Below are 26067 nucleotides of genomic sequence, written 5' to 3'. Positions count from 1 at the left end.
GCCGGCGACTGCGGAGGCTGCCTACTTCGAGGGATGACCGACACGCGCTCGCGCGCGAGGGTGCGAGGGTGCGAGGGTGCGACACCATGCGCAAGGCAGGACGGTTCGGGACAAGGGGAGGACTCGTGGAGACGGACTCGGCGGGGGCGCATACCGGCGCCGCGACGAGCGGCGTGTTGATGCCCCGGGCCGTGCACGACCTCCGGGAGGAGCGCGATCGCCCGGGGGAGCGGATCGGCGACCGGGTGGTGGACGTGCTGGCCTATCCGGCCTCGTGCGTGCTCGTGGTGACCGGCCTGCCCGGGGCCGGCAAGAGCACGCTGCTCGCGCGCGTGGTCACCCCCGGGCCCACCGTGGCCGTGCTGGACGCGGACCTGGTCCGGGCGCGCTGGGCGGTGCGCGCCGGGCGCATCCCGTACCGGGCCTATCGGCCGCTGGTGCGGCTCTCGCACTACGGCGAGGTGGCCCGGGCTCTGCGCGGCCCCGGCGCGGTGGTCGTGCACGACAGCGGCCGCAACCCGATCCTGCGCCGGGTGCTGGTGCTCGCCGCCCGGCGGCGCGGCAGTTCGGTGCACGCACTGCTGTTGGACGTGAGCGCCCATCAGGCCCTTGCCGGCCAACGCGCCCGCGGTCGCGGAGTGTCCACGCCGGTGTTCGCCCGGCACCACCGCGAGTGGCGCGAACTGCTCGCCCGACTGACGCCGTGGCTGGACGCGGGCCCCACCCTGGCGTCCGCGCCCGGCGGCTTCACCTCGTGCGTACTGCTCGACCGGTCGGCCGCCCGGGCGCTCAGCCGGATCGTTTTCGCAGACCCCGTGCCCGGACAGTCCCGACGGCGGCGGCCGACCGAGTCGTAAACTGCGGCGGACACCAGAGGAGCACCACCATGCCGTTTCCGGCCAATCCCGTGGAGAGCGCGCTCGTCGCGGCGATGCGCGACCCGTCCCGGGCCGAGGCTCTCTTCGAGGCCCTGGCCGAGTCGGACGTGTGGGTGCCGCTGCCCGAGGGCGGCGACCCGACGGACAGCGAACTGACGCTGCCGACCACCGAGATCGACGGCCGGCCGTACGTGCCGGTGTTCTCCTCGGAGGAGGAGTTCCGGCGGGTCGCCGGCCCGATGGCGTGCACGGTCGCGCCGATGCGCGAGTTCGCCCGCGGGCTGCCGGCGCACGTGGGCATCGCGGTCAACCCGGGCGGCGAGGTGGGCATCCCGATCCCGCCGCCGGGGGTGCTGGAACTGGCCCGGCTGCCCGGCGCGGGCGTCCGCGGCGCGCGGGTGCGGCTGTACGAGCCGGACGAGGAGCCGATGGAGTTCCTGATCGCGGCCGCCGCCGAGTTCACCCACCTGCCGGTGGTGCTGAGTGCGCGTCGCGGCCTGGGTGAGATCGAGTCCGACCCGCCGTGCCTGTTCATCGGTGTCGAACTGGACCGCTGGCAGGAGGAGGACCGGTTGGCCGCGGTCGGCGCCCTGGAGCGCGCGCTCGGCCGGGCCGCATGTCCGTGGCCGGTGAACGTGGTGCTGTTGGACGTTGCGCAGGATCCTGTGGGGGACTGGATGCTGGAACGGGCCGAGCCGTTCTACCTGCGGGCCGACCAGCGCTGAGCCCGCGGGCCCGGCACACCCGTGCGCCCACGCGCGCGATTCGCGCCGGCGCGCTCCGGTGCGGGGCGTTCGCACCGCGGCACTCGTCGCAATGACTTCATCCGTCCGGCGGGACGGCGGGACAGTGGTCCGGCGGGAAGGCGGTTCGGCGGGACGGCGGTTCGGGGGTTGGCGGGACGGCGGTTCGGCGGGACATCGCAACATCGGGACATCGGTTCGGGTTCGGGGAGGACGTCGTGAACCAGGTCGAGCAGGCATTGAGCCAGGTGGCACCCGGGCGTTACGAAGCCTACGAGCGGTTGCTCGAAGCGCTCACCGGCGCTCACGTGTGGATGCTGCTGTGGCAGGGGCAACCGGGCAGCCCGGACGCGCAGTACGGGAACATGGACGTGGCCGGATGGCGCTACGCCCCGGCGTTCACGTCCGAGGAGCAGCTGCGTCTCAGTGGCTGGGATCGCTCCTTCGAGGTCTGTCCGGTCACCGAGATCGCCTCCTCCCTGTACACCGACCACTGGGGCCTGTGGCTGAATCCGCACGCTCAGGGCGGCGGTGTCGGCGTTCCCTACCTCGACCTCCGGCGGATCGTCGGCGGCCTGGACCGGTTGATGGCCGGCCCCCTGGAAGTGGGCGAACCGACGTTGTGGGACCCGGCGTTCTACGCCCTGCTCGGCGGCCAACTGTTCCAGACCCAGGTGGTGCGAGCCGCGCACCGGGCCTGGGTGCGACCCACCGTCGGACCCGAACGCCTCGTCATCGGCCTGCGCCTGACGGACAATCAGCCCGCCACGATGCAACGGATGCGGGACGCGATGGCGCGCGCCTCGGCCGCCGCGCCGGCCGGCCTGACGTTGTCCTCGGTCGCCCTGGACGATCCGTTCGACCCGGTCGCCGCGTGGATGCGCGAGCACACCCGGCCGTTCATCGGCATCGACATGCTCGACGAGGCCGCCCGCAACTCGCAGTGAACGAAGATCGGCACACAGTGCCGGGAGCGGGGCAACAGGCACTGATGCCCCCAATAAACTGACGTCACGTCATCAACCGCTGCCTTGTTGTGATTTCGTGACCGATCTACGCGGATCAACCGGTGAATCGTGTCGCCGTAATCACGGTTCAGTAAAGGTATTCCTCGACCCCTGTTGGTGACCCCCGTCACGGAGGAGTCTCACCCGGACGACAGATCCCGAAGATCATCGGGATCGCAATGCCGGGTATGGCGACGGGATCGGCGATCCCGAGCCGCCGTCGCATCCGTGAGCGGGGAGGGTCGATCCATGACGGCACCGATCGAGACCACCGGTGTGGCCCGAGAGGCGCACCCCGAAGCGATCGCCGAGTCCGCCGGCGTACGCATCGAGGGTCGTTCCCTCGGCCAGATCGCGTGGGCCCGATTCCGTCGCGACAAGGTCGCGATGGCCGGTGGCGTGGTGATCATCTTCATGATACTCGTGGCGATCTTCGCACCGGTGATCACCTCCTTCGTCGGAGGCGACCCCGCCGAGTACCACGACGATCTGCTCGACCCGGTGTTGAACATCCCCAACGGCAGCTTCGGCGGCGCCAGTTGGGACCATCCGCTGGGTCTGGAGCCGGTCAACGGCCGGGACATCTTCTCGCGCATCGTCTACGGCGCCCGCATCTCGATGCTCGTGGCGTTTCTCGCCACGCTCCTGTCGGTGGTCATCGGCGTCGTACTGGGCACCGTGGCGGGCTACTTCGGCGGCTGGGTCGACGCGCTGATCAGCCGCGCGATGGACGTCTTCCTGGCCTTCCCGCTCCTCCTGTTCGCGATCGCGATCGGCAGCAGCCTCCAAGGCGAGGCGTTCGGCCTGAAGGGCGACACGCTCCGGGTCACCGTACTGATCTTCGTGATCGGCTTCTTCAGCTGGCCCTACATCGCCCGCATCGTGCGCGGCCAGACGTTGTCGCTGCGCGAGCGGGAGTTCGTCGAGGCGGCCCGCAGCCTCGGGGCCACCGACCGGCACATCATCTTCAAGGAACTGCTGCCGAACCTGGTCGGTCCGATCCTGGTGTATTCCACGCTGCTGATCCCGACCAACATCCTGTTCGAGGCCGCCCTTTCCTACCTGGGGGTCGGCGTGCAGGAACCCACCGCCTCGTGGGGTGGCATGCTCGCGCGCGCCACCTCCCGGTACGAGGACGCACCGATGTTCATGGTCGTCCCCGGAGTCACGATCTTCATCACCGTGCTCGCGTTCAACCTGCTCGGCGACGGGCTTCGAGACGCCCTCGACCCACGCAGCCGCTGAATATCCCGCAAGTCCCCACGAGGAGGCACGACCAGCGATGAAACACCCGGTAACTCGCAGGCGCAGGGCCCAGGCGCTGATCGGCATCGTTGCGGTCACCGCGCTGGCCGCAACCGCGTGTGGCGGTGGTGGCGGCGGCTCGAAGAAGAAGTACTCGCCGAGCAACAAGGCCATCACCGAGGTCGTCAACCAATCGCCCAAGAAGGGTGGGACGCTCAAGCTGGTCAGCTCGGACAAGTTCGACTCGCTCGACCCGGGCGACATGTACTACGCCTCGGCCTGGAACTTCTCCCGGCTGATGGCCCGTCCGCTGCTGACCTTCAAGCCCGCCCCGGGCAACGCGAGCTACGAGTTCGCGCCGGACCTGGCCACCGACGTGGGCAAGACCGAGGACGGCGGCAAGACCTGGACGTACCACCTGCGCAAGGGCGTCAAGTACGAGGACGGGACCGAAGTCAAGGCCTCGGACGTCAAGTACGCGGTCGAGCGGTCCTTCGACAAGGAGATCCTGCCCAACGGCCCGGCGTACTTCAGCCAGTACCTGGACCCGGACGGCACCTACAAGGGCCCGTACAAGGACAGCGCGCCGGACAAGCTGGGCCTGAACGCGATCGAGACGCCGGACGACTACACCATCATCTTCAAGATGAAGGAGCCGTTCGCGGACTTCAACTACCTCGCCGCGCTCCCGCAGACCGCGCCGGTTCCGCCCGCCAAGGACACCGGCAAGGAGTACGTCAAGCACCCCCTCGCCACCGGCGCGTACATGGTCGACGGCCAGTACGAGCCCGGCAAGGCGGTCAACCTGATCCGCAACCCGCACTGGGACCCGAACACCGACCCGCTGCGCAAGGCGCTGCCGGACCGGATCGAACTCCTGGAGAAGCAGGACGCGAACGACGTCGACAACCGGCTCTTCGCCGGCACGGCGCAGCTCGACGTGGTCGGCACCGGTGTCCAGGCCGCCGCCCAGAACAAGATCCTGACCGACGAGAAGCTGGCCGCGAACTCGGACGACGCGGTCTCCGGTGCGCTGGCGTACCTCGCGATCAGCTCGAAGACCCCGCCGTTCGACAACGTGCACTGCCGGCGCGCCGTGCAGTACGCGGTGAACAAGGCGCAGATGCAGCGCGCGGTCGGCGGTGAGGTCGGCGCCGACATCGCGACGAACCTGATGCCGCCGACGCTGGCCGGTTCCAAGGTCGCCGACATGTACCCGAACGGCGAAAAGCACACGGGTGACGTGGCCAAGGCCAAGGACGAACTCAAGCAGTGCGGCAAGCCGGACGGCTTCAGCACCGTGCTCACCGCGCGCAGCAACCGGCCCAAGGAGGTCGCGGGCGCCACGTCGGTGCAGAACGCGCTCGCCAAGGTCGGCATCAAGATCGAGATCCGCCAGTACCCCTCGGGTGACTACTTCACCCAGTTCGCCGGTGTGCCCAAGTGGGTGGCGGACAACAAGGTCGGCATCATGTTCATGCAGTGGGGCCCCGACTTCCCGACCCAGTTCGGCTTCTTCCAGCAGATCGTGGACGGCCGGGCGATCAAGCCCGCCGGTGGCACGAACCTGTCCGAGCTGAACGACCCCGCGGTCAACGGTCTCATCGACCAGGCCACCCGCACGATCGACCAGAACGCGAGCGCGGCCATCTGGCAGCAGTTGGACCAGAAGGTCATGGAGACCGCGGTGATGGTTCCGTTCGCGTGGACCAAGTCGCTGCTCTACCGCCCGCCGAACGTGACCAACCTGGTCGTCACTCCCGCGTACTCCGGGATGTACGACTACCTCAACATCGGTATCCAGTAAGCCTGCGACGAGGTCAGTAGCCCGAAGGAGAGGTGAAGGCCCGTCAGTTCCGGTGCGGGGAGTGGTGATCCCGCTCCCCGCACCGGACCGGGTCGCCGGCTCATGATTTTCTATCTGCTCAGGCGACTGGCGGGAGCGGTGGTGCTCCTGTTGATCGTCACCATGGCGGTCTTCGCCATCTTCTTCCTCATTCCGCGTCTGGGAGGCGCCACAAGCGACCAACTCGCCGCGCGGTACGTCGGCAAATCGCCCAGCCCACAGGCGATTGCGCAGGTCAAGCACAGCCTCGGGCTGGACAAGTCGGTGCCCGAGCAGTACGGCAAGTTCGTCAAGGGCATGATCGCCGGCAAGGACTACGACACCGGCGTACGCAAGGTGCACTGCGCGCCGCCGTGCCTGGGCTTCTCCTTCCGCAACAACCTGGAGGTGTGGCCGCGGCTCCAGGACCGGATCCCGGTCACGTTGTCGCTGGCCGCGGGCGCCGCGGTGATCTGGCTGCTCGCGGGCGTCTCGATCGGGGTGATCTCGGCGCTCAAACGCGGCAGCCTCTGGGACCGCTTCTCGATGGGCTTCGCGCTCGCGGGCGTGTCCCTGCCACCGTTCTTCACCGGCCTGGTGGCACTGGCGTTGTTCAGTTATCAATGGCCGATCTTCAAGGGCGTGCACTACGTGCCGTTCTTCGACAATCCCGGCAGCTGGGCCTGGAACCTGGTGCTGCCCTGGCTGACCCTGGCGTTCCTGTACGCGGCGTTGTACGCCCGGCTCACCCGCGCAGGCATGCTCGAAACGATGGGCGAGGACTACATCCGCACCGCGCGGGCCAAGGGTCTGCGGGAGCGGGACGTCATCGTCAAACACGGGCTGCGCGCGGCGCTCACGCCGATCCTGACCATCTTCGGCATGGACGTCGGGCTGCTCCTGGGCGGCGCGATCCTGACCGAACAGGTTTATTCGCTCGACGGAATCGGCAAGTTCGCCGTCGAGGCGATCACGCAACAGGATCTGCCCGAAGTGCTCGGCGTGACGATGATCGCCGCCATCTTCGTGATCCTGGCCAACCTCGTCGTGGACCTGCTCTACGCGGTCGTCGATCCCCGGGTGAGGACCTGATGCCCCGACTGCTACCGCGCCGCAAGCGGGACACCGCGGCCGAGACACCCAAGCTCGCCCCGGCCGGCCCGCCGCCGGCCGCCGAAAACTTCCTCGAAGTGCGCGGCCTGACCGTGCACTTCCCCACCGACGACGGCCTGGTGCGCAGCGTCGATGGAGTGGACTTCGCGCTCCAACGCGGTCGTACTCTGGGCATCGTCGGCGAATCCGGCTCCGGCAAGAGCGTCACCTCGCTGGCGATCATGGGCCTGCACGGCAACACCGGCGCCCGGATCGGCGGCGAGATCTGGCTGGACGGCCGGGAGTTGGTGCGCTCGACCCCCGAGCAGGTCCGGCTGATGCGCGGTCGCCGGATGGCGATGATCTTCCAGGACCCGATGTCCTCGATGCACCCGTACTACACGGTGGGCCACCAGATCATCGAGGCCTACCAGGTGCACAACGAGGTCTCCGCCAAGCAGGCCCGCACGCATGCGATCGACCTGCTGGGCCGGGTCGGCATCCCGCGTCCGGACCGGCGCGTGGACGACTACCCGCACCAGTTCTCCGGCGGCATGCGCCAGCGCGCGATGATCGCGATGGCGCTCAGCTGCGACCCGGAACTGCTGATCGCGGACGAGCCGACGACCGCGCTGGACGTCACCGTCCAGGCCCAGATCCTGGACCTGATCCGGGACCTGCAAAGGGAGTTCAACTCCGCGGTGGTGATGATCACGCACGACCTGGGCGTGGTCGCCGAACTCGCCGACGACGTGCTGGTGATGTATGCCGGCCGCGCGGTCGAGCACGGCCCCTCGCGGACCCTGTTCGAGCAGCCCCGACACCCGTACACCTGGGGCCTGTTGGGCTCGCTGACCCGGCTCGACCGGGAGCGCCAGGAACGGCTGATGCCGATCAAGGGCAGCCCGCCGAGCCTGATCTCGCTGCCCTCGGGCTGTGCGTTCCGTACCCGCTGCCCGTACGCGGACCACAACGACGGGCGCGAGAAGACCGAGGTCCCCCGGCTGCTCGAAATCGAGCCGGGCCACCGGACCGCCTGCCACCTGGACATCCGGGAGCGCGAGCGGATCTGGACCGAGGACATCAGGCCGCGCCTGTGAGCGAGACGGCGAACGTGAAAGCGGACGGGCACGGGGCCGGGCACACGGACGGCCGCGCGGCCGGTCGTACGGCTGGTCGTAGGGCCGGAAACAAAGGGAACGGGAACGCTGAAGTGACCGAGGGCGCCCGAGCGGGAGACGACGTGAAAGCTGCGCAGGCCGCCGAGGCGGCCGCCGATTCCCCGAACGCGCGGGAGCGGGACGTGCTGGTGCGCGTGCGCGGGCTGCGCAAACACTTCCCGATCCGGTCCGGGGTGACCCGGCGCCGGGCCGGCGCGGTCAAGGCCGTGGACGGGCTGGACTTCGACATTCGCGAGGGCGAGACGCTCGGTCTGGTGGGCGAGTCGGGCTGCGGCAAGTCGACCACCGGGCGGATGGTGATGCGGCTGCTGGATCCCACCGAGGGCACCATCGAGTTCGGCGGGCGTGACATCACCGGGCTCTCCCGCGGGCAACTGCGGCCGCTGCGGCGCGACTTCCAGATGATCTTCCAGGACCCGCAGTCCTCGCTGAACCCGCGGCACACCGTCGGCACCATCGTCGGGCTGCCGTTTCGGCTACAGAAGGTCACCCCCGAGGGCGGCATCAAGAAGGCCGTGCAGGAGCTGTTGGAACTGGTCGGTCTCAGCCCCGAGCACTACAACCGCTACCCGCACGAATTCTCCGGCGGCCAGCGGCAGCGGATCGGCATCGCCCGCGCGCTGGCACTGCGGCCCAAGCTGGTGGTCGCCGACGAACCGGTGTCCGCGCTGGACGTGTCGATCCAGGCGCAGGTGGTCAACCTGCTGGACGACCTGCAGAGCGAGTTCGGGCTGACCTACCTGATCATCGCGCACGACCTGTCCGTGGTTCGGCACACCAGCGACCGGGTCGCGGTGATGTACCTCGGCAAGATCGTCGAGATCGCGGACCGCGAGGACCTCTACACCTCGCCCAAGCACCCGTACACGGTCGCCCTGATGTCCGCCGTCCCGGTTCCGGACCCGGCCCGGCGTGAGACCCGCGAGCGCATCCTGCTCAAGGGCGACGTGCCCAGCCCGATGGACCCGCCGCCGGCCTGCCGCTTCCACACCCGGTGCTGGAAGGTGCAGGACATCTGCAAGACCCGGGAACCGCCGCTGGCCGAGATCGCCGGACGGCATCAGGTGGCCTGCCACTTCCCGGAGAACGTGCCGGCGGGGGATGGCGCGGGTGAGGTGGTGGAGTTGGTGAAGCCGAGGGCGGCGTCGCCGGGCGAGACGGCCACGAAGGATGCGGCTGTGCCGGATGGGGCCGCCGGGGACGCGCCTGGCGTGGCTGCGCCCACGACGGATGCTCCCGTGGCGCACGCACCGGCGCCGGACGCGGCTTCGACGGACGCCGACCCCGAGGCTGCGGGGGCCGCACCGGAGCCGGCACCAAAGGCCGTCGGAAAAGCCGAGGGCAAGGCCGACGGGAAGCCCGGCGGAAAGCCCGACGGGGAGGACACACCGCCCACACCGGCCCCATGAGTAACGGACCGTACCCGGCGGTGTAGAACATCCGTTATGTCGCCCGAGGTGCCGCCCGAGATCTTCCACCACACGCTCCAGCAGGTCCTGGACCTGATCGGCATCTTCGTCTTCGCGGCGGCCGGCGCGCTGATGGCCGTGCGGAAGAACTTCGACGTCATCGGGATCACCCTGCTCGCCGAGGTCACCGCCCTAGGCGGCGGGGTGATGCGCGATGTGATCATCGGGTCGGTGCCACCGGCGGCCTTCACCGACCTCGGCTACTTCACCACGCCGCTGCTCGCCGCCGGCCTGGTCTTCTTCCTGCATCCCCAGGTCGAACGCATCATGTCCGCGATCGACGTACTGGACGCCGCCGGGCTCGGCCTGTTCTGCGTGACCGGCACCGCGAAGGCGTACGCGTACGGCCTGAATCCGATCCCGGCCGCCGCGCTCGGGGTGACCACCGCCGTCGGCGGCGGCGCGATGCGCGACGTGCTGGCGCGCGAAGTGCCCACGCTGCTGCGCTGGGACCGGGAGATCTACACCTTCCCGGCCCTGCTCGGCGCCGGCATCACCGCCGCGCTGATCGAGTTCGACCTGTTCGGGCCGGTCACCGCGACGGCGGCGGTGACCTTCGCGTTCCTGCTTCGCGTGCTCGCGCTCCGGCGCGGGTGGCGGGCGCCGCGCGCGTGGCGCCGTAATTCGGGCACCAGCGCCGAGGAGCAGTAGCCGGCGGCGGCCCGCGACCGCTCGTGCCGCCCCGGATCGGGCGTTCTCGCCGGGCCCGCGGCCCCGGGCTGCGCCGCTCGGCCGGCAGGCGCAATGCCTCCACTCATAAGGGTGGACCGTGCCCAATTTGCCTCGGCGGACGTTGCACCAGGATGTGTGGGAGATCCAGCAGCCGTTGACCTACGACCACCGGCCGAGACAACCAGATCCGAAGGACGCGCGCCTGCGCCGGCGACTCGTCGCGTACACGACCGCGATGCTGCCGTCCTGGCGCCTGTGGCTCGGCCGATTCCTGCCCGGAGGGCCGCGATACGGACGGGTGTACGGCCGCCCGCGCCGGCGCCCGCGGGTACCCGACTAAGCTGCGCAGTGCGATGGCCTACTTCGATCACGCGGCGACCACCCCGATGCGCCTTTCGGCAATCCGGGCGATGACCGTACAGCTTGCCCGACTCGGGAATCCGTCCTCGCTGCACGCGTCCGGGCGACGCGCACGCCGCACGGTGGAGGAGTCCCGCGAGTCGCTGGCCCATGCGCTGGGCGCGCGACCGAGCGAGATCGTCTTCACCGCGGGCGGCACCGAGGCCGACAACCTCGCGGTCAAGGGGATCTACTGGTCGCGCGTCGCGGCGGACCCGGCGCGGCGACGGATACTCGTCAGTCCGGTGGAGCACCACGCCGTGCTCGACCCCGTGCTGTGGCTGGAGTCGGCCGAGGGCGCGGAGGTCGAGTGGCTGGACGTGGACGCCGACGGGCGGGTGCAACCGGACACCCTGCGGGCGGCGATCGAACGCGATCCGGCGTCGGTGGCCCTGGTGTCGGTGATGTGGGCCAACAACGAGGTCGGCACGGTCGAGCCGATCGCCGAGCTGGTGGAGATCGCGCACGAGTTCGGCATCCCGTTCCACTCCGACGCGGTCCAGGCGGTCGGCCAGGTCCCGGTGGACTTCGCGGCGACCGGTCTGGACGCGATGACCGTCACCGGACACAAGCTGGGCGGGCCGGGCAACTGCGGCGCGCTCGTGCTCGGCCGCGGCATCACGCCGGTGCCGGTGCTGCACGGCGGCGGCCAGGAGCGCGACGTGCGCTCGGGCACGCTGGACACCGCGTCGATCGCGGCGCTTGCCGTGGCGGCCGAGGAGTCGGTCCGCGAACAGGCACAGTACGCGCGGCGGGTGGGCGCACTGCGAGACGAACTGGTGCGGCGGATCGTGGCGGCGGTACCGGACGCGCAACTCAACGGCGATCGGCGGCTGGACCCGGCACACCGGTTGCCGGGCAACGCGCACTTCTCCTTCCCGGGCTGCGAGGGCGACTCGCTGCTGCTGCTGCTCGACGCGCGCGGGATCGAGTGCTCGACCGGTTCGGCCTGCTCGGCGGGCGTCGCCCAGCCGAGCCACGTACTGCTCGCGATGGGCGCGGACAGCGCCCGGGCCCGCGGTTCGCTGCGGTTCAGCCTGGGACACACCACCACCGAGGCCGAGGTCACCGAACTGGCCGAGGCGATCCTGCCGGTGGTCACCCGCGCCCGATCCGCGGGGTCGGTGGCGGCGCGCCGGTAGGACCGGCTTCGGGTGGGGCCGGTGTTGGTCAGGGCTGGACGTCGGTCGGGGCCGGGTGTCGGTCGGGGCGGCTCGGGTTCGGGTGATTCGCTCGGGGGCGGCTTCGGCTCGGGTAATCCCCTCGGGGGTCGGCGGGGTGACCACGTACTCTTGAGGCGCTATGTCTGATCACACGCTTCCTCCTGCCAACGGCCGCCGCCTCCGGGTGCTCGCCGCCATGTCCGGCGGGGTCGACTCCGCCGTTGCCGCCGCGCGAGCGGTCGAGGCCGGACACGACGTGGTCGGTGTCCACCTCGCGCTCTCGGCGAAACCCGCGACGCTGCGCGAGGGCGCCCGGGGTTGTTGCACGATCGAGGATTCCCGGGACGCGCGGCGGGCCGCGGACGTGATCGGCATCCCGTTCTACGTATGGGACATGGCCGAGCGTTTCCGCGAGGACGTCATGGACGACTTCGTGGCCGAGTACAAGGCCGGACGCACGCCGAACCCGTGCCTGCGCTGCAACGAGAAGATCAAGTTCGCGGCGCTGCTCGACAAGGCGCTCGGGCTCGGCTTCGACGCGGTGTGCACCGGGCACTACGCGCAGATCGTCGAGCACCCGGACGGCTCGCGCGAGCTGCACCGCTCGGTCGACATGAGCAAGGACCAGTCGTACGTGCTGGGCGTACTCGACACCGACCAGCTCGCGCACGCGATGTTCCCGCTCGGCGGCGACACCAAGGGCGACGTGCGACTGGAGGCCGAGCGACGGGACCTCGCGGTCGCGCAGAAGCCGGACAGCCACGACATCTGCTTCATCGCCGACGGCGACACCCAGGGCTTCCTGGCCAAGCACCTGGGCACCGAGCGCGGCGACATCGTGGATGCGACCGGCACCAAGCTCGGCGAGCACGACGGCGCGTACGCGTACACGATCGGCCAGCGCAAGGGCCTGCGAATCGGCCACCCGGCGGCGGACGGCAAGCCGCGGTACGTGCTGGACATCTCGCCGGTGAGCAACACCGTCACGGTCGGCCCGGTCGAGGCGCTGGACGTGGACCGCCTGGTCGGCATCCGGCCGAGGTGGTGCGGCCCGGCCCCGGTCGGCGAGGTGGCCTGCACGGCCCAGGTCCGAGCCCACGGCGAGGAAACCCCGGCGATCGCCGAGGCGGTCGGCGCCGAGGTCCGCGTGCGACTGGCCGAGCCGATCCGGGGCATCGCCCGAGGCCAGGCGGTGGTCCTCTACGACGGGACACGCGTCATCGGCTCGGCGACGATCGACGGGACGGCGTAGGGGCAGAGTCGGGATTCGCAGTCGGCCATGGGGAATCGGCCCCCGGGCCGGGGATGTACCCGGGGGCCGATGGGTGCCCGCACGACGTGCCCGCACCGCCTTCGACGCCGTGCGGGCTGTCTGGGTAGCCCTGACGATGCCGGCCCCCGACACGGGTGCGGGAGCAACGAAAGTTGATCGTGGGCGTCCGAAGGTTGTCGAATACACGCCCACGGTCCCGGTCCGCGAGCCCGCCTCCGCGCTCCCGCGAGTCCACGCCGCCCGTCCCCGCCTTCGCGCGCGCCCACCCCTGCCATCGTGCGAGTCGCTTCGTGGCCGCGCCCGGGCGTGCCCCCGCTGCGAGGGGGTGCCGTTCGTGTGGGGAACCGGGGCGGGGTGGGGTGCGTCGCAGGGGTGTTCGCTGTGCGGCTATGGGGATGGTGCGTGATGGGTGTACGGGGGGCCTGGTGGGATCGGGTGCTGCGGTTGGTGTTGGCGGTGGTGTCGATCCAGGTGCTGATGGTGGCGCAGCCCGCATGGGCTTGCGGGTGTGGGGCGGCGGTGCCGGCCGGCGGGCGGACGCTGACGGTGGGTCAGGAGACCTCGGTGGTGCGCTGGGACGGGCGCGTCGAGGAGATCGACATGCAGCTGACCGTGTCCGGGGACGCGGAACAGGCGGCCTGGATCATGCCGGTGCCGTCGCGGGCGAGCGTGACGCTCGGGAACAGCGCGCTGTTCGGTGAGTTGGAGCGGGTGGTGGCACCTGTCGAGCGGGTTCGGCACTACTTCTGGCCGAGGTCGGGTGACTGGCCCCTCTCCGACGATTCGGGCGGCGGGGACAGGTCTCCTCGTTCCGGTGCGGCGCCGGGTGGCGGTGGGGTCGAGGTGGTCGGGCGCGAGCGGTTGGGCCCGTTCGACGTCGCACGCCTCGCGGCCGACGACCCGCAGGCGTTGGGGAGTTGGCTCACGCAGAACGGCTTCCACCTGCCTCCCGCGCTCGCGACCGCGCTGGAGCCGTACGTGCGGCAGCACTGGGAGTACGTGGCGATCCGGCTCGCGCCCGAGGCGCCCGCCGGCAGCGGCGCCCGGCCGGCCACGCTGCGCGGCAGCCTGGATCCGTTGCACCTGAGCTTCGCCTCGGATCGGCTGGTCTATCCGATGCGCCTGTCCCGACTGGCCAAGGTGCCGCAGCACTTGCGGCTGTACGTGGTCGCCGCACACCGCATGCAGCCGCGCTCGGACATCGGCGGCGCGCCCCCGAACGTGCTGTACGCGGGCAAGCCGGACGCCGCACGATCGGCGTCCGCCGGGCAGTCGGCCGGTATCGCGGACCGGTTGGCGCCGATCGACGGCAAGCCGGCCTTCCTGACCGCGTTCGACCAGAACTTCCCGACCCCGGCAAGCATCGTCGACGACCACGAACTGCGCCCGGCCGCACACGACAGCGGCTATCAACGGGCCACCTACCGCGACGAGTTGCTGACCGTCGTCGGGATCCCGGCCTGGCTCCTGTCGGTACTCGGCGCGCTCGTCGTGCTGCTCGCGGCCGGCCTGGTGTGGCGCCGCCGCCGCATCACCCGCAGGCCACCGACCGCACCCGGTCCGGTCCCGCCGCGCCCGACGTACGCGCCGAGCTGATCCACCGTCCACGGCACCGAGGGTTCAGGCGAGGTCCGCCCACGAGCCGCCGACCATGACCGCCGTGACGGAGGTGAGTGCTTCGATGCGGTCGAGGGGGTCGCCGGCGCACAGCAGGAGGTCGGCGTCGTGGCCGGCGCGGAGGCGGCCCTTGCGCCCGCCGAGGCCGACGGTGTCGGCGGCGACGGAGGTGGCCGACGCGAGCGCCTCGGCTGCCTGGATGCCGCCCGCGACCAGGTCGGCGATGGCGGCCGGCAGGCTCCCGTGCGGCTTGGCGGCGCTGATTCCCGAGTCGGCTCCGGAGACGACGCGGACCCCGGCCCGGTGTGCGCGCGCCACCAGGGCGAGCCGGACCTCCCGGGTCAGTCCGATGCGCTCCAGCAACTCCCGTACCGCCGGCGGCGGGAGCGCGTCCGGGTCGGTACCGAGCGTGGGACACACGGCGACCTGCCGCGCCGCGAGCCGGTGCAGCAGGTCGTCGGAGATCCGCACGCCCCGGTCGGTCAGGCAGGTGCAGTGTTCGATGCCGTCGGCGCCTGCGGCGAGGGCCTGTTCGACGGCGGGCAGGTTGTGTGCGTGCACGGTGACCGGCAGTCCGGCGGCGTGCGCCTCGTCCACGATCAGGCGCAGTTCCGTCGAGGTGAACTGACAGCGCATCAGGTCGGTGCCCGGGGTCATCGTGCCGCCGGTGCCCATCACCTTGACCACGTTCACGCCGCGCTCGGCCCGCTCCCGAACGGCCGCACGCAGTCGATCGGGCCCGACGGCCTCGCTGCCGAATCGCCAACAGTGCCCCTTGGCACTGGTGATCGGCGGTCCGGCGGCCAGGATCGTCGGCGCGGGCAGGCCGTCGCCCGCCCGATCGCGCCGGTGCAGCACCGACCAGTCACGGTCGCCGAGATCGCGTACCACGGTTACCCCGACGGCCAGTTCGCGGCGTAACGAGTCGGTGATCACCGCGTCGAGTTGTTCGGGGGAGTACTCGGGCAGCCGGTCGAGCGCGCCGTCGCGACTGTCGCCGCCGAGGTGGCTGTGCAGGTCGAACAGGCCGGGCAGGACGGTCGCCGTGGGATGTTCGACCAGGTTCCAGCCGTCCGGTACGAGAGCTTCGCCCGACTCCAGCCCGACGATTCGCCCGTCCGCCACGAAGACGGATACCGGCCCGGGATGCGCCCGTTCGCCGTCGAAGGCGCGTGCTGCTCGGATCACCAACATCTCGTTCCCCCATTCCTCGGGTTCGTCCCTCGAACAGCACCATAATCCGGAGGATCCCGGAATCCGGCGATTGCGAAATCACAGAGGGAACCACAGACGGAACCACAGACGGAATCGCAGACGGGATCCGGGACGGGTCCATATTCCGCACGTGGACTTTCCGAGACGGACGACTTCGAGCCATTCGTTGTCCGAACTTCGCCGGTCCCCTAATCTTCACGCGACCGCGTGCGGAGCCGAGACGGCTCCCGGCGAGCGGTGCTCGGCAGCCGTGAAGGTGTCCCGCACCGGTGCGACCGAAGAGGTCGGAACAACACGTCGCAACCCTCGGAGGGTTCATTGCGGGTTCGTCTACGAAAGCGAATTCTGCCCGTCTTCCTCGCGGTCGGCATTGCCGCGACGGTCGGGGTGGCGGTGGGCCGGCAGGACGACGGCCCATCCGCGACGATCCGAATGGAGGACAGCTACGTCAGTCAGGCCGGACCGGCCAAACCGCACGCCGATGTCACGTGGTTGTCGGTGTGTACGGCCACCTGTGACGGCCAAGTCAACGCCGAGAAACGCGCGTTCGTCCGCGTCGACGTGTCGGGTGTGCCGGCGGGCGCGCGTGATGTGAAGCTCGCCCTGGAGTTCACCCCGGCCCGCACGGTGGACACGACCGTGCGGGTGCACAAGGTCACCGCACCCTGGCAGGCCGACAAGCTCACCTGGAACAACCAACCGGCGCTCGGCGCACAGGTCGGGACGCGACAGGGCTTCACCGCCTGGCAGCGCGCACCGATCGACGTCTCCGGAGCGTTCACCGGCAACGGCAGTTACTCCTTCGCGGTGACCTCGGCCGGCGGTGCGCATGCCGTCTTCCAGTCGTCCCGCGGCAAACCCGAGGAAGCGCCGCGCGCGACCGTGACCTGGACCGAGGGATCCGACCCGGCGCCCGCCCCCTCCGCCGGGCCGCTTCCGTTCGCGATGCCGTCCACGGCGGCGCTGCGCGCGAGCACCAAGAAGGTGTACGCGCACTACTTCACCCCCTATCCCGCCTCGTTCGAGAACGCGCCGGCGGATCGGGACTACTACGCCCGCAACTACCTCGATCCGAACGGAGAGAGCGGAAAGCACGCCGCCTACGGCGGACTCCTGCGCGACCGGCCCAAGCCGCGCGATGTGCGCACCGGCGACTGGACGTTGCAGGACATGCAGCAGGAGGTGCGCGAGGCGACCGCGGCCGGCATCGACGGCTTCACGGTGGACGTGCTGTCCACCACGAGCGCGCACTGGACCCGGTTGAAGACGTTGATCAAGGCGGCGGAGACGGTCGATCCGGAGTTCGACATCGTGGTGATGCCGGACATGACCGCGCTCAAGGACATCACACCCGCCGCGCTGGCGGCGTCGATGAACGAACTGGCCGCGTCCAAGGTGGTGCAGCGGTTGGCGGACGGGCGGGTCGTGGTGTCGCCGTTCAAGGCCGAGCAGGTTTCGCCGCAGTGGTGGGCGGACTTCAACGCGATCATGGCGAACACGTACAAGACCAAGGTCGCGCTCGTGCCGGTGTTCCTCAACTTCGGTGCGAACGCCGACAAGTACGCGGCCGTCAGCTACGGCTTCTCCAACTGGGGCAATCGCAGCCCCAATCGGCAGGGCAACATCAAGCAGGACATCGCCAAGGCACACAGCCTCGGCAAGATCTGGATGCAGCCGGTGGCGGTCCAGGACGAGCGGCCCAACCAGGGCATCTACGACGAGGCGAACAACACCGAGAACCTGCGCACCACGTGGACCAATGCGATCGACGGCGGTACGGACTGGGTGCAGTTGACCACCTGGAACGACTACTCGGAGGGCACCCAGTTCGCGCCGTCCGCCAACTCGGGGCACACGTGGGTGGACATCTCGGCGTACTACCTGGCCCGGCTCAAGACCGGCGCCTGGCCGGTGATCACCCGGGACACGGTCTATCTGACCCATCGGGTGCAATTCGCCGCGGCTCGGCCCACCTCCGGCGGGCAGACCAGGTTGATGAACCCCAGGAGCGGGACGAACAGCCCGCGCGACACGGTGGAGGTGCTCTCGTTCCTGACCGCGCCTGCGACGGTGAACGCGTCCATCGGCGGAAAGGCGCAGCCCTATCAGGCCACCGCCGGCCTCCAGGCGAAGCTGTTCCCGCTGGCCTACGGCAGCAATTCCGCCGCAGTGGTCCGAGCCGGCAGGACGACCGCGACGATCACGTCACCACACGCCGTGGTGAAGGACTTCGTCCGGCAGGACCTCGGCTACCGAGGCTCGAGTAGCGGACGCGGCCCGACGGGCTGACCCGGGCACCCGGAGCCGACCCGACCCGGCCCGGCCGCCGACCGACTGCGGGGCGGAACCCCTGTGTTCCGTTCCGCACTCGGCGGCCGTCGGGCCGTTCGGGCCGTCGGCGCTCGCGCGAGTGGCACCCGGGTCGGGGTGCCGCCAGGAGGGCACCCGTCGTGTTCAGCCGACGTCCGCTCGGCGGTGGTGGTGGAGTTCCATCGGGGCCGCGGGGGTTGCGTGGGCGCCTGCGCCGTGGCGGAGGAGCCATGCGGTGGCCTCGTCGCCCGGGAGCGCCTTGGACATCAACCAGCCCTGGGCCGCGTCGCAACCCAGTTCGCGCAGCCGCTGGTAGGTGGCCTCGTTCTCGACACCCTCGGCGACCACGCGCAGGCCCAGCGAGTGGGCCAGTTGCACGATCGAGCAGACGATCGCGGCGTCCTCCTCGTTCATGGTCAGGCGGGCCACGAACGAGCGGTCGATCTTGATCTCGCTCACCGGGATGTGCCGCAGGTGCACGAGCGAGGAGTAGCCGGTACCGAAGTCGTCCAGGGACAGCCGCACGCCCAACCGACGCAGTGCGTCCAGAGATTCGGCGGCCCGCTGCGGTTCCTCCAGCAGCACCCGCTCGGTGATCTCCAGTTGCAACGCGCCCGCCGCCACGTTGTGTTCGCGCAGTCCCGCGGCCACCGAGTCGGCGAACGAGGGCACATGGATGTCGCGTGCGGAGATGTTCACCGCGACCGGGACGTCGATGCCCTCCGCGTGCCAGCGGGCCACCTGGTCCAGCGCGACGTCCACCACGTAACGGGTGAGTCGGGGCATCAGCCCGGTCTGTTCGGCCAGAAGGACGAACTCCTCGGGCGAGACCTGCCCCCGGGTCGGATGCCGCCAGCGCACCAGTGCCTCGCAGCCGTCCACCCGGCCGTCCACGAGCCGAACCTTCGGCTGATAGTGCAGTTCGACCTCGTGGTTGTCCAACGCCCGGCGCAGATCGCCGAGCAGCAGCAGCTTGTCCCGGGTGTTCACGTCGCGCGAGTCGTCGTAGAGTTCCACGCCGCTGCGCGAGCGTTTGGCCAAGTACATGGCCACATCGGCGAATTGCAGGAGGCCCAGGACATCGCTGGCGTGGTCCGGGAAGATCGCCACGCCGACGCTGGCCTCCACGTCCAGGGTCAAGTCGTCCAGGTCGAACGGCTCGCCGAGCCGGTCCACGATGCGATGTGCGAGGCCCAGGACCAGTTCCTGCGCGGTCTGTCGATCCGAGCCCATGTCCAACCCCGGTAACAGCAGCGCGAATTCGTCGCCGCCGAGCCGGGCCACCGTGTCCCCCGGGCGGACCAGTGTCTCCAGCCGCGCGCCGACCTGCTGCAACAGCCGATCGCCCGCGACGTGTCCGAGGGTGTCGTTGACCTCGTGGAAGCGGTGCAGGTCGAGCAGCAACAGCGCGACCCGGCCGCCACGACCGCCGGCCCGACCCAGTGCCTCCTCACCCCGCTCCAACAACAACCGCCGGTTCGGCAGACCGGTGAGCGCGTCGTGCCGCGACTCCTGCTCGCGGTCGAAGCGAACCATCGTGCTGCGGTACAGCGCGTGCAGCGGGAGTACGAACAGCGGGAGCAGCCAAGGTTGTTCGGCGGTCACCACGGCGATCAGCGGGGACAGGCCGATCAGCGCGCCGTGCGAGACCAGCCGCGCCCGCACCTCGGCCCGCATCAGCGTGAACACACTCGTCCCGCGCCAACTCGCCCGCGCCAGCCACCCGGACGTCTGGGACACGGCCGCCATCGCAAGCCCGGCCAGCGCGACCACCGGGAAGTCCACCACACGCAGCCCGCGGGCCTGGTCCGGGCCCGGCTCGATGTCGAACAACCCGAGCACCGCGTCGGCGGCGACGAAGGCGAGTACGTAGTGGCCCATCGTGTAGCCGATCCGCCACCACGAATCGCCTCTGAGCAGGCCGGACACCAGGACCGGGACGGTCTGCCACAGCGCGGCGACCTGCCAGCCGTGCACGAGCAGCAGGCCGAACGTGATGGCGATCGACGGCATCGCGCCGGGGATGTACAACCCCCGGCGCGTGAGCGCCGTGTACACGCCGTCGATCGACACCAGCGCGAGCATGATCCACACGCCGGGGGTCAGCGGGACCGGACAACGACCGTCGGCCACGGCGATCGCCGGTGGCACGACGAGCGCGAAAACGCCGGCCAGCGCCACTATCCCGGTGTGGATGAAGAACGCGCGCGGTCGCGCCAGTCGCGACAGGTCCGTCCTGCCGATCCGACCCATGCGCCTGCTCCCTGCGGCCTCGTCGGGCGGCATCCCGGGCGCCGGGACGGGTACGCCTGTGGGGCACCGAGCCGCCGGATGGGCAGGCTCCCGCCCAGGGTAGGTCGTTCCGGCGGTGCGAGGGAGCGCTTTCAGCCGGCGCGCTCGGCCACCCACGCACGGGCCGCCTCGGGCCCCTCGTCCAGGAGTACGGCGAAGCCCTCGTCGTCGAGGATCGGCAGGCCCAGTTGCACGGCCTTGTCGTATTTGGAGCCGGGATTGTCGCCCACGACCACGAAGTCGGTCTTCTTCGAGACCGAACCCGTCACCTTGGCACCGCGCTGTTCCAAGGCCTCCTTGGAACTGTCCCGGGTGTACCCGGTGAGAGTTCCGGTGACGACCGTCACAATTCCGTCAAGCGGGCCGGGTGGCTTCTCCTCGTCGGCGCCCTCCTCGGCGAGTCGCACACCGGCCGCGCGCCACTTCTCGATGATCTCGCGGTGCCAGTCCTCGGCGAACCACTCGGTGACCGCCTTGGCGATGATCGGGCCGACGCCGTCGACCGCGGCGATCTCCTCCTCGGAGGCCGCGGCGAGCCGGTCGAGGTCGTGGAAGCCGCTCGTGATGGCCCGTGCGGTGGTGTCGCTGACGTGTCGGATGGAGAGCGCGGTCAGGATCCGCCACAGCGGCTGGGTCTTGGCCTTCTCCAGGCCCTCCAGCAGCGTGGCGACGGTCTGCTTGGCTTCGCCCTTCTGGTTGGCGAAGAACGACACGACCTTCGGCTCGCCGGTCTTCTCGTCGATCTTGGGCATGCCGGTCCGCTGTTCGCGCACGACCACCTTGATCGGCAGCAACTGCTCCACCGTCAGCGAGAACAGGTCGCCTTCGTTGACCACGGGCGGTTCGGCCGGCTCCAACGGCTGGGTCAGCGCGGTCGCCGCGACGTAACCCATGCCGTCGATGTCGAGTGCCTTGCGGCCGGCGAGATAGAACAACCGCTCGCGCAGCTGTGCGGGACACGACCGGGCGTTGGGGCAACGTACGTCGACGTCGCCCTCCTTCATCGCCCGCAACTCGGTGCCGCACTCCGGACACTCGGTCGGCATCACGAACTCACGGGCGTCCGCGGGGCGCAGGTCGGCGACCGGGCCGAGGATCTCCGGGATCACGTCACCGGCCTTGCGCAGCACGACGGTGTCGCCGATCCAGACACCCTTGGCCTTGACCACGTTCTGGTTGTGCAGCGTCGCGTAGGCCACCACCGACCCCGCCACCGTCACCGGCTCCATCACCGCATACGGCGTCACCCGACCCGTACGCCCGACGCCCACCTCGATGTCGAGCAGCTTGGTGTTGACCTCCTGCGGCGGATACTTGAACGCGATCGCCCACCGAGGCGCCTTCGAGGTCGCGCCGAGCCGGCCCTGGATCGGGATCTCGTCGACCTTGATCACGATGCCGTCGATCTCGTGCTCGACCGAGTTGCGGTGCTCGCCGTAATAGCGGACGAACTCCTTCACCTCGTCGATCGTGTCGACCACCTTGTTGTGCTGCGCGGTCGGCAGCCCCCACGCGTGCAGGCGCTCGTACGCGTGCGACTGGCAGTCGATGTCGAAGCCCCGGCGAGCGCCGATGCCGTGCACGATCATGTGCAGCGGCCGCGACGCGGTCACCCGCGGGTCCTTCTGCCGCAACGATCCGGCAGCGGCGTTGCGCGGGTTGGCGAACGGCTTCTCGCCGGCCTCGACCAGTCGCGCGTTCAGTTCGTCGAACTTCTCGATCGGGAAGAACACCTCACCGCGGATCTCGACCAGCTCGGGCACGTCGTGCCCGCCGTCGTCGCGCAGCCGGGTCGGGATCTCGGCGATCGTGCGGATGTTCGGCGTGACGTCCTCGCCGGTCCGGCCGTCTCCGCGCGTCAACGCGCGCACCAGCCGGCCGTTCTCGTACAGCAGGTTGATCGCCAGACCGTCGATCTTGAGCTCGCACAGGTAGTGGAACGACCCCGTGCCCAGTTCGCGGGTGAGTCGGTCGTCCCACTCGTCGAGTTCGTCCTCGTTCATCGCGTTGTCGAGGCTGAGCAGGCGCTCCAGGTGGTCCACCGAGGCGAAGTCGGTCGAGTACGTGCCGCCGACCTTCTGGGTCGGCGAATCCGGCGTGCGCAACGCCGGGTATTCCTCCTCGATCGCCTCCAGCTCCCGCATCAGCGCGTCGAACTCGCCGTCGCTGACGACCGGCGCGTCCTTCACGTAGTAGCGGAAGCGGTGCTCCTCCAGCTCACGGGCGAGGGTCGCGGCGCGTTCGCGCACCTCGGCCGGGATCTCGTCCACTCCGGTCGTCGCACCAGCCACGTCGTCGCCCTCCAGCGCCACCAGTTCGATTGGGTTCGCGGCGTCCCGCGGGCGGGCCGCCCAGGCGCGCCGCCGCGATTCGCTACATGGCGCCTTCGGGGTCGTCCCGAAGCACCCGGCCGGCAGCCACACTGTGGGACAGAGCGGCTCGGGCATGCGCCGGAGAGGCACCGGCGAGGCCACACGTGGGGGTCACCACGACGGCTTCGGCCAGGGACTCCGGCGGAAAACCGAGCCTGTTCCACAACGTTCCGACAGACCTGACGGTACCGGGCGGGTCGGACAGTGGCCGCGCTCCCACACCGGGCTCGACCTCGGACGCCGCGCTCTCCGGGGGCAGCGCGGGCACCACCCCGGCGAAGAAGCGGAAGCCGGCCTCGACCGCCTCGCCGATCGATTCGTCCTGGGACTGTTGCAGCAGCGAGAAGTCGAGCGAGACGCCCGCCGCACCTGCCTGGCGCAGCAGCGTGACCGGCGTACCCGGTGCGCAGCAGTGCACGACGGTCGGTACGCCCGCCACCGCGATCACGTCCCGCAACGTGTCCCGGACCACCGCCTTGTCCACCGCACGCAGCCGGCCGAAGCCGCTGGCGGTGGGCACGTCGCCGGCGATCACGCCGGGCAGCGCGGGCTCGTCCAACTGGAGCACCAGGTCGGCGCCCGGGATCCGCCGGCCCACCTCGGCCACGTGCAGCCGGATGCCCTCGGCGAGCGAGACGGCCAGGTCCCGGCATGCGCCCGGGTCGGCCAACGCCTTGTCGCCGTAGGTCAGTTCGATCGTGGCGGCGAGCGTCCACGGACCGGCGACCTGGATTTTGAGCGGACCGGTGTAGCCCTGGGTGAACTCCTCCAGGGCGTCCAGGTCCTGGCCCAGGTACGAGCGGGCCCGGCGGTGGTCGCGTCCGGGGCGGTCCACGAAGCGCCACCCGGAGGGCTGCACGTCGGTGTAGAGGTCGACCAGCATCCCGGCCGAGCGGCCGGTCAGGTCGGCACCGGGCCCGCGGGCGGGCAACTCGGGCAGGTGCGGCAGGTCGGTCAGCAGGCCGAGCACCATCTTGACGGTCTCGCGGATGTCCTCACCGGGCATGGAACCGACCCCGGTGGCGCTGCCGGGTGACCAGGGAGAAGTACGTTCTGGGGTGTCCACGCTCGGAAGCTTAGTTCGACCCGGCGCGCACCCCCGCGGGTGCCGGAGCGGTGTCGGCCGCGACTTCGGACGCGGTGTCGGCCGCGGGTTCCGACGCGGCGGGTCCATCCGGTGCGCCGGGGGCCGAGCGCAGCGGGACCTCGCGGACGAACCAGGACAACCCGAACGCGAGCACGGACAGGATCGCCAGCCCGATCACCACGCCGTGCAGGCCGCTGGTGACCGCCGTGTGGAAGGCGTCCCGCGTGGCGGCGGGCAACTCGCGCAGCGCGGCCGGGGTCAGGTCGGCCCCGGCGGAGCCCGGCCGGCCGTCCTGCGACCCCAGGCTGCCTTCGAAGCGGTGCGCGTACACCGCGCCCAGCAGCGCGACGCCGAGCGAGCCGCCGATCGTGCGGGTGAGCGTTGCGGTGCCGCTCGCCGCACCGAGGTCGCGGGGGTCGGCGCTGTTCATCGTGATCAGCATGGTGCTCTGCATCACGAAGCCCACACCGACGCCGATCACCAGGGTCAGTGCCGAGGCCGCGGCCGTGGGAGTGTGCACACCGAGGCCGAGCAGCACGAGCGCTCCGACGATCATCAGCGCGCCGCCCAGGATGGGGTAGACCCGGTAGCGACCGGTCCGGCTGATCAGTCGGCCACTGGTGATCTGTACGCCGAGCATGCCGAACATCAGCGGCAGGAGCAGCAGGCCACCCGCGGTGGGCGAGGCGCCCCGGACGAACTGCATGTACTGCGGGAGGTAGTTGGTCGCGGCCATCATCACCGCGCCGACCAGAAAGCTCAGCACCTGCGCCACGGCGAAGTTGCGGTCGGCGAACAGCCGGGGCGGGATGATCGGTTCGACCGCGCGCCGCTCGACCGGGACGAACGCGGCCAGCGCCACGACGGTGAGCCCGGCCAGGCCGAGGATCTGCGGCGAGGTCCACGCGTAGGTGGTGCCCGCCCAGCCGGCGAACAGGGTCAGTGCGACGATGCCGGTGGTGAGCAGGGCGGCGCCGGCGTAGTCGATCCGGGCCTTGATCCGCACGGTGTCGAGCCGGATGCCGACGCCGACGATGCCGAGCGCCAGCAGGCCGACCGGCACGTTGACGTAGAACGCCCAGCGCCAGTTCAGGTGATCGGTGAGGAAGCCGCCGAGCAGTGGTCCACCGACCAGCGCGATCGGCATGATCGCGCCGAACAGCGCCTGCACCCGGCCGCTGTCGCGCGGCGGCACGAGCGCGCCGATCAGCGCGAAGGCGCCGACCATCAGGCCGCCCGCGCCCAGTCCCTGGACGGCGCGGAAGAGGATCAGCTCGTTCATGTCCCGGGCCGTCCCGGAGAACATCGAGCCGACCAGGAACACGCCGATCGAGGCCATGAACACACCCTTGCGACCGTAGAGGTCGCCGAGCTTGCCCCAGATCGGGGTGGTCGCGGCGGCGGCGAGCAGGTAGGCGGTGACCACCCAGGACAGCCGGTCCAGCCCGCCGAGGTCGCCGACGATGGTGGGCAGTGCGGTGCCCACGATGGTGCCGTCGAGCATGCCCAGGAACATGCCGAGGACCAGGCCGACGATGCCGAAGGGGATCCTGGTGGGTGGGGTGTCGGTTTCGTGTGACATGGCGCTGCCCCCGTGGTGGGTGGTGGGGTTCGGACGGGTGAGCAGGCGTCAGGCCGCGTACGGGCGCACGGCCTTGGCGTCGCGCAGGGCGTGCGCCCACCACACGAGCCGATCGAGCATGGTCTTCGCGGCGGCGTCCGAGGCCGGGTCGACCGCGTCGCCCTCGGCGTCGAACCTGTCCCAGTGCCCGTGGAAGCTGACCGTGTCCCGGATGGTGACCGTGTGCAGCTCGGCGAGCACGACCCGCAACTGCTCGACCGCACGCAGACCGCCGGACACCCCGCCGTAGGACACGAAGCCGACCGGCTTGGCGTGCCATTCCGGGTTGTGCCAGTCGATCGCGTTCTTCAGCGCGGCCGGGAAGCTGTGGTTGTACTCCGGCGTGACGATCACGAACGCGTCGGCGGCGGCCAGTCGGGGCGAGACCTCGGCGAGCAGTTCGGCGGTGCCGGGCGCCGGCGGCTGCCCGAAGGCGGGGAACACCGTGGGCAGCGGGGTCTCGACCAGGTCGACCACGTCCACGGTCAGGTCGTCGCGTTCGGCGGCACGGGCGCGGATCCAGGTGCCGACGACGGGCGCGAAGCGGCCCTCCCGGGTGCTGCCGACGATGATCGCGAGGCGCAGGGGAGTGGTGGCGGGCATGGT

Annotated in this window: 20 protein-coding genes; 14 read left to right on the top strand and 6 right to left on the bottom strand. The window is 70.5% G+C overall.

Translation table 11 applies throughout. The features are described 5' to 3' along the window. Positions 1-125 precede the first annotated feature (125 nt). The 13 genes from ACZOOI_RS08465 (at position 126) to ACZOOI_RS08405 (ending at position 14543) form a co-directional block, all read left to right on the top strand. Complete coding sequence (locus ACZOOI_RS08465; RefSeq protein WP_465280137.1) at positions 126-857, top strand: AAA family ATPase; 732 nt, start codon at positions 126-128, stop codon at positions 855-857. A gap of 29 nt (positions 858-886) precedes the next feature. Continuing rightward, positions 887-1603 carry an enhanced serine sensitivity protein SseB gene (locus ACZOOI_RS08460; RefSeq protein ID WP_465280136.1) on the top strand — a complete coding sequence of 239 codons (717 nt, stop codon included), beginning with the start codon at positions 887-889 and terminating at the stop codon, positions 1601-1603. Between the two features lie 236 nt (positions 1604-1839). Continuing rightward, on the top strand, positions 1840-2568 hold the full coding sequence (locus ACZOOI_RS08455) for an enhanced serine sensitivity protein SseB C-terminal domain-containing protein (RefSeq protein ID WP_465280135.1): 729 nt from the start codon (positions 1840-1842) through the stop codon (positions 2566-2568). Positions 2569-2877: 309 nt separating this feature from the next. Then, complete coding sequence (locus ACZOOI_RS08450) at positions 2878-3873, top strand: ABC transporter permease (RefSeq protein WP_465280134.1); 996 nt, start codon at positions 2878-2880, stop codon at positions 3871-3873. A 37-nt stretch (positions 3874-3910) separates the two neighbouring features. Beyond that, the gene (locus tag ACZOOI_RS08445) at positions 3911-5680 is read left to right on the top strand and encodes an ABC transporter substrate-binding protein (protein WP_465280133.1); all 1770 of its coding nucleotides are present in this window, start codon (positions 3911-3913) and stop codon (positions 5678-5680) included. 102 nt (positions 5681-5782) lie between these two features. Further along, positions 5783-6790, top strand: coding sequence for an ABC transporter permease (locus tag ACZOOI_RS08440; RefSeq protein ID WP_465280132.1), 1008 nt, complete (start codon positions 5783-5785; stop codon positions 6788-6790). Further along, entirely contained in the window at positions 6790-7890 is a 1101-nt protein-coding gene (locus tag ACZOOI_RS08435) for an ABC transporter ATP-binding protein (protein ID WP_465280131.1), read from the top strand. The genes ACZOOI_RS08440 and ACZOOI_RS08435 overlap by 1 nt, the downstream gene beginning before the upstream one ends. A 143-nt stretch (positions 7891-8033) precedes the next feature. Further along, positions 8034-9380 (top strand): ABC transporter ATP-binding protein, encoded by a 1347-nt coding sequence (locus ACZOOI_RS08430; RefSeq protein WP_465280130.1) that lies wholly within the window; start codon positions 8034-8036, stop codon positions 9378-9380. A gap of 36 nt (positions 9381-9416) precedes the next feature. After that, positions 9417-10091, top strand: coding sequence for a trimeric intracellular cation channel family protein (locus tag ACZOOI_RS08425; RefSeq protein WP_391581312.1), 675 nt, complete (start codon positions 9417-9419; stop codon positions 10089-10091). A gap of 118 nt (positions 10092-10209) precedes the next feature. Then, positions 10210-10452 (top strand): hypothetical protein, encoded by a 243-nt coding sequence (locus ACZOOI_RS08420; RefSeq protein ID WP_465280129.1) that lies wholly within the window; start codon positions 10210-10212, stop codon positions 10450-10452. Between the two features lie 13 nt (positions 10453-10465). Further along, on the top strand, positions 10466-11653 hold the full coding sequence (locus ACZOOI_RS08415; protein ID WP_465280128.1) for a cysteine desulfurase family protein: 1188 nt from the start codon (positions 10466-10468) through the stop codon (positions 11651-11653). Positions 11654-11813: 160 nt separating this feature from the next. Further along, positions 11814-12926 carry a tRNA 2-thiouridine(34) synthase MnmA gene (gene mnmA, locus ACZOOI_RS08410; protein WP_465280127.1) on the top strand — a complete coding sequence of 371 codons (1113 nt, stop codon included), beginning with the start codon at positions 11814-11816 and terminating at the stop codon, positions 12924-12926. A gap of 426 nt (positions 12927-13352) precedes the next feature. Then, positions 13353-14543 (top strand): DUF2330 domain-containing protein, encoded by a 1191-nt coding sequence (locus ACZOOI_RS08405; RefSeq protein WP_465280126.1) that lies wholly within the window; start codon positions 13353-13355, stop codon positions 14541-14543. A gap of 24 nt (positions 14544-14567) precedes the next feature. Here the strand turns inward: ACZOOI_RS08405 and ACZOOI_RS08400 are convergent, their stop codons facing one another. Continuing rightward, entirely contained in the window at positions 14568-15758 is a 1191-nt protein-coding gene (locus tag ACZOOI_RS08400) for an amidohydrolase family protein (protein WP_465280125.1), read from the bottom strand. A gap of 453 nt (positions 15759-16211) precedes the next feature. On the opposite strand from ACZOOI_RS08400, the gene ACZOOI_RS08395 reads away from it, so the two are divergent. Then, the gene (locus tag ACZOOI_RS08395; protein ID WP_465280124.1) at positions 16212-18068 is read left to right on the top strand and encodes a glycoside hydrolase family 71 protein; all 1857 of its coding nucleotides are present in this window, start codon (positions 16212-16214) and stop codon (positions 18066-18068) included. Positions 18069-18233: 165 nt separating this feature from the next. On the opposite strand, the gene ACZOOI_RS08390 is transcribed toward ACZOOI_RS08395, so the two are convergent. The 5 genes from ACZOOI_RS08390 to ACZOOI_RS08370 all read right to left on the bottom strand — a co-directional run bounded on the left by ACZOOI_RS08390 (position 18234) and on the right by ACZOOI_RS08370 (position 26064). Then, the gene (locus tag ACZOOI_RS08390) at positions 18234-20342 is read right to left on the bottom strand and encodes a putative bifunctional diguanylate cyclase/phosphodiesterase (RefSeq protein WP_465280123.1); all 2109 of its coding nucleotides are present in this window, start codon (positions 20340-20342) and stop codon (positions 18234-18236) included. A 131-nt stretch (positions 20343-20473) separates the two neighbouring features. Continuing rightward, positions 20474-22672 (bottom strand): NAD-dependent DNA ligase LigA, encoded by a 2199-nt coding sequence (gene ligA, locus ACZOOI_RS08385; RefSeq protein ID WP_391581323.1) that lies wholly within the window; start codon positions 22670-22672, stop codon positions 20474-20476. An 82-nt stretch (positions 22673-22754) separates the two neighbouring features. Then, positions 22755-23759 carry a methionine synthase gene (locus ACZOOI_RS08380; protein WP_465281146.1) on the bottom strand — a complete coding sequence of 335 codons (1005 nt, stop codon included), beginning with the start codon at positions 23757-23759 and terminating at the stop codon, positions 22755-22757. Between the two features lie 70 nt (positions 23760-23829). Continuing rightward, positions 23830-25422: an MDR family MFS transporter gene (locus tag ACZOOI_RS08375; RefSeq protein WP_465280122.1), complete on the bottom strand. Its 1593-nt coding sequence runs from the start codon at positions 25420-25422 to the stop codon at positions 23830-23832. A 48-nt stretch (positions 25423-25470) separates the two neighbouring features. Beyond that, the gene (locus ACZOOI_RS08370) at positions 25471-26064 is read right to left on the bottom strand and encodes an NADPH-dependent FMN reductase (protein WP_465280121.1); all 594 of its coding nucleotides are present in this window, start codon (positions 26062-26064) and stop codon (positions 25471-25473) included. Positions 26065-26067 lie beyond the last annotated feature (3 nt).

This window comes from Embleya sp. L77 (assembly GCF_055557415.1).
The sequence above is the reverse complement of the archived record's forward strand: the minus strand, read 5'-3'. Positions and strand labels throughout refer to the sequence as shown.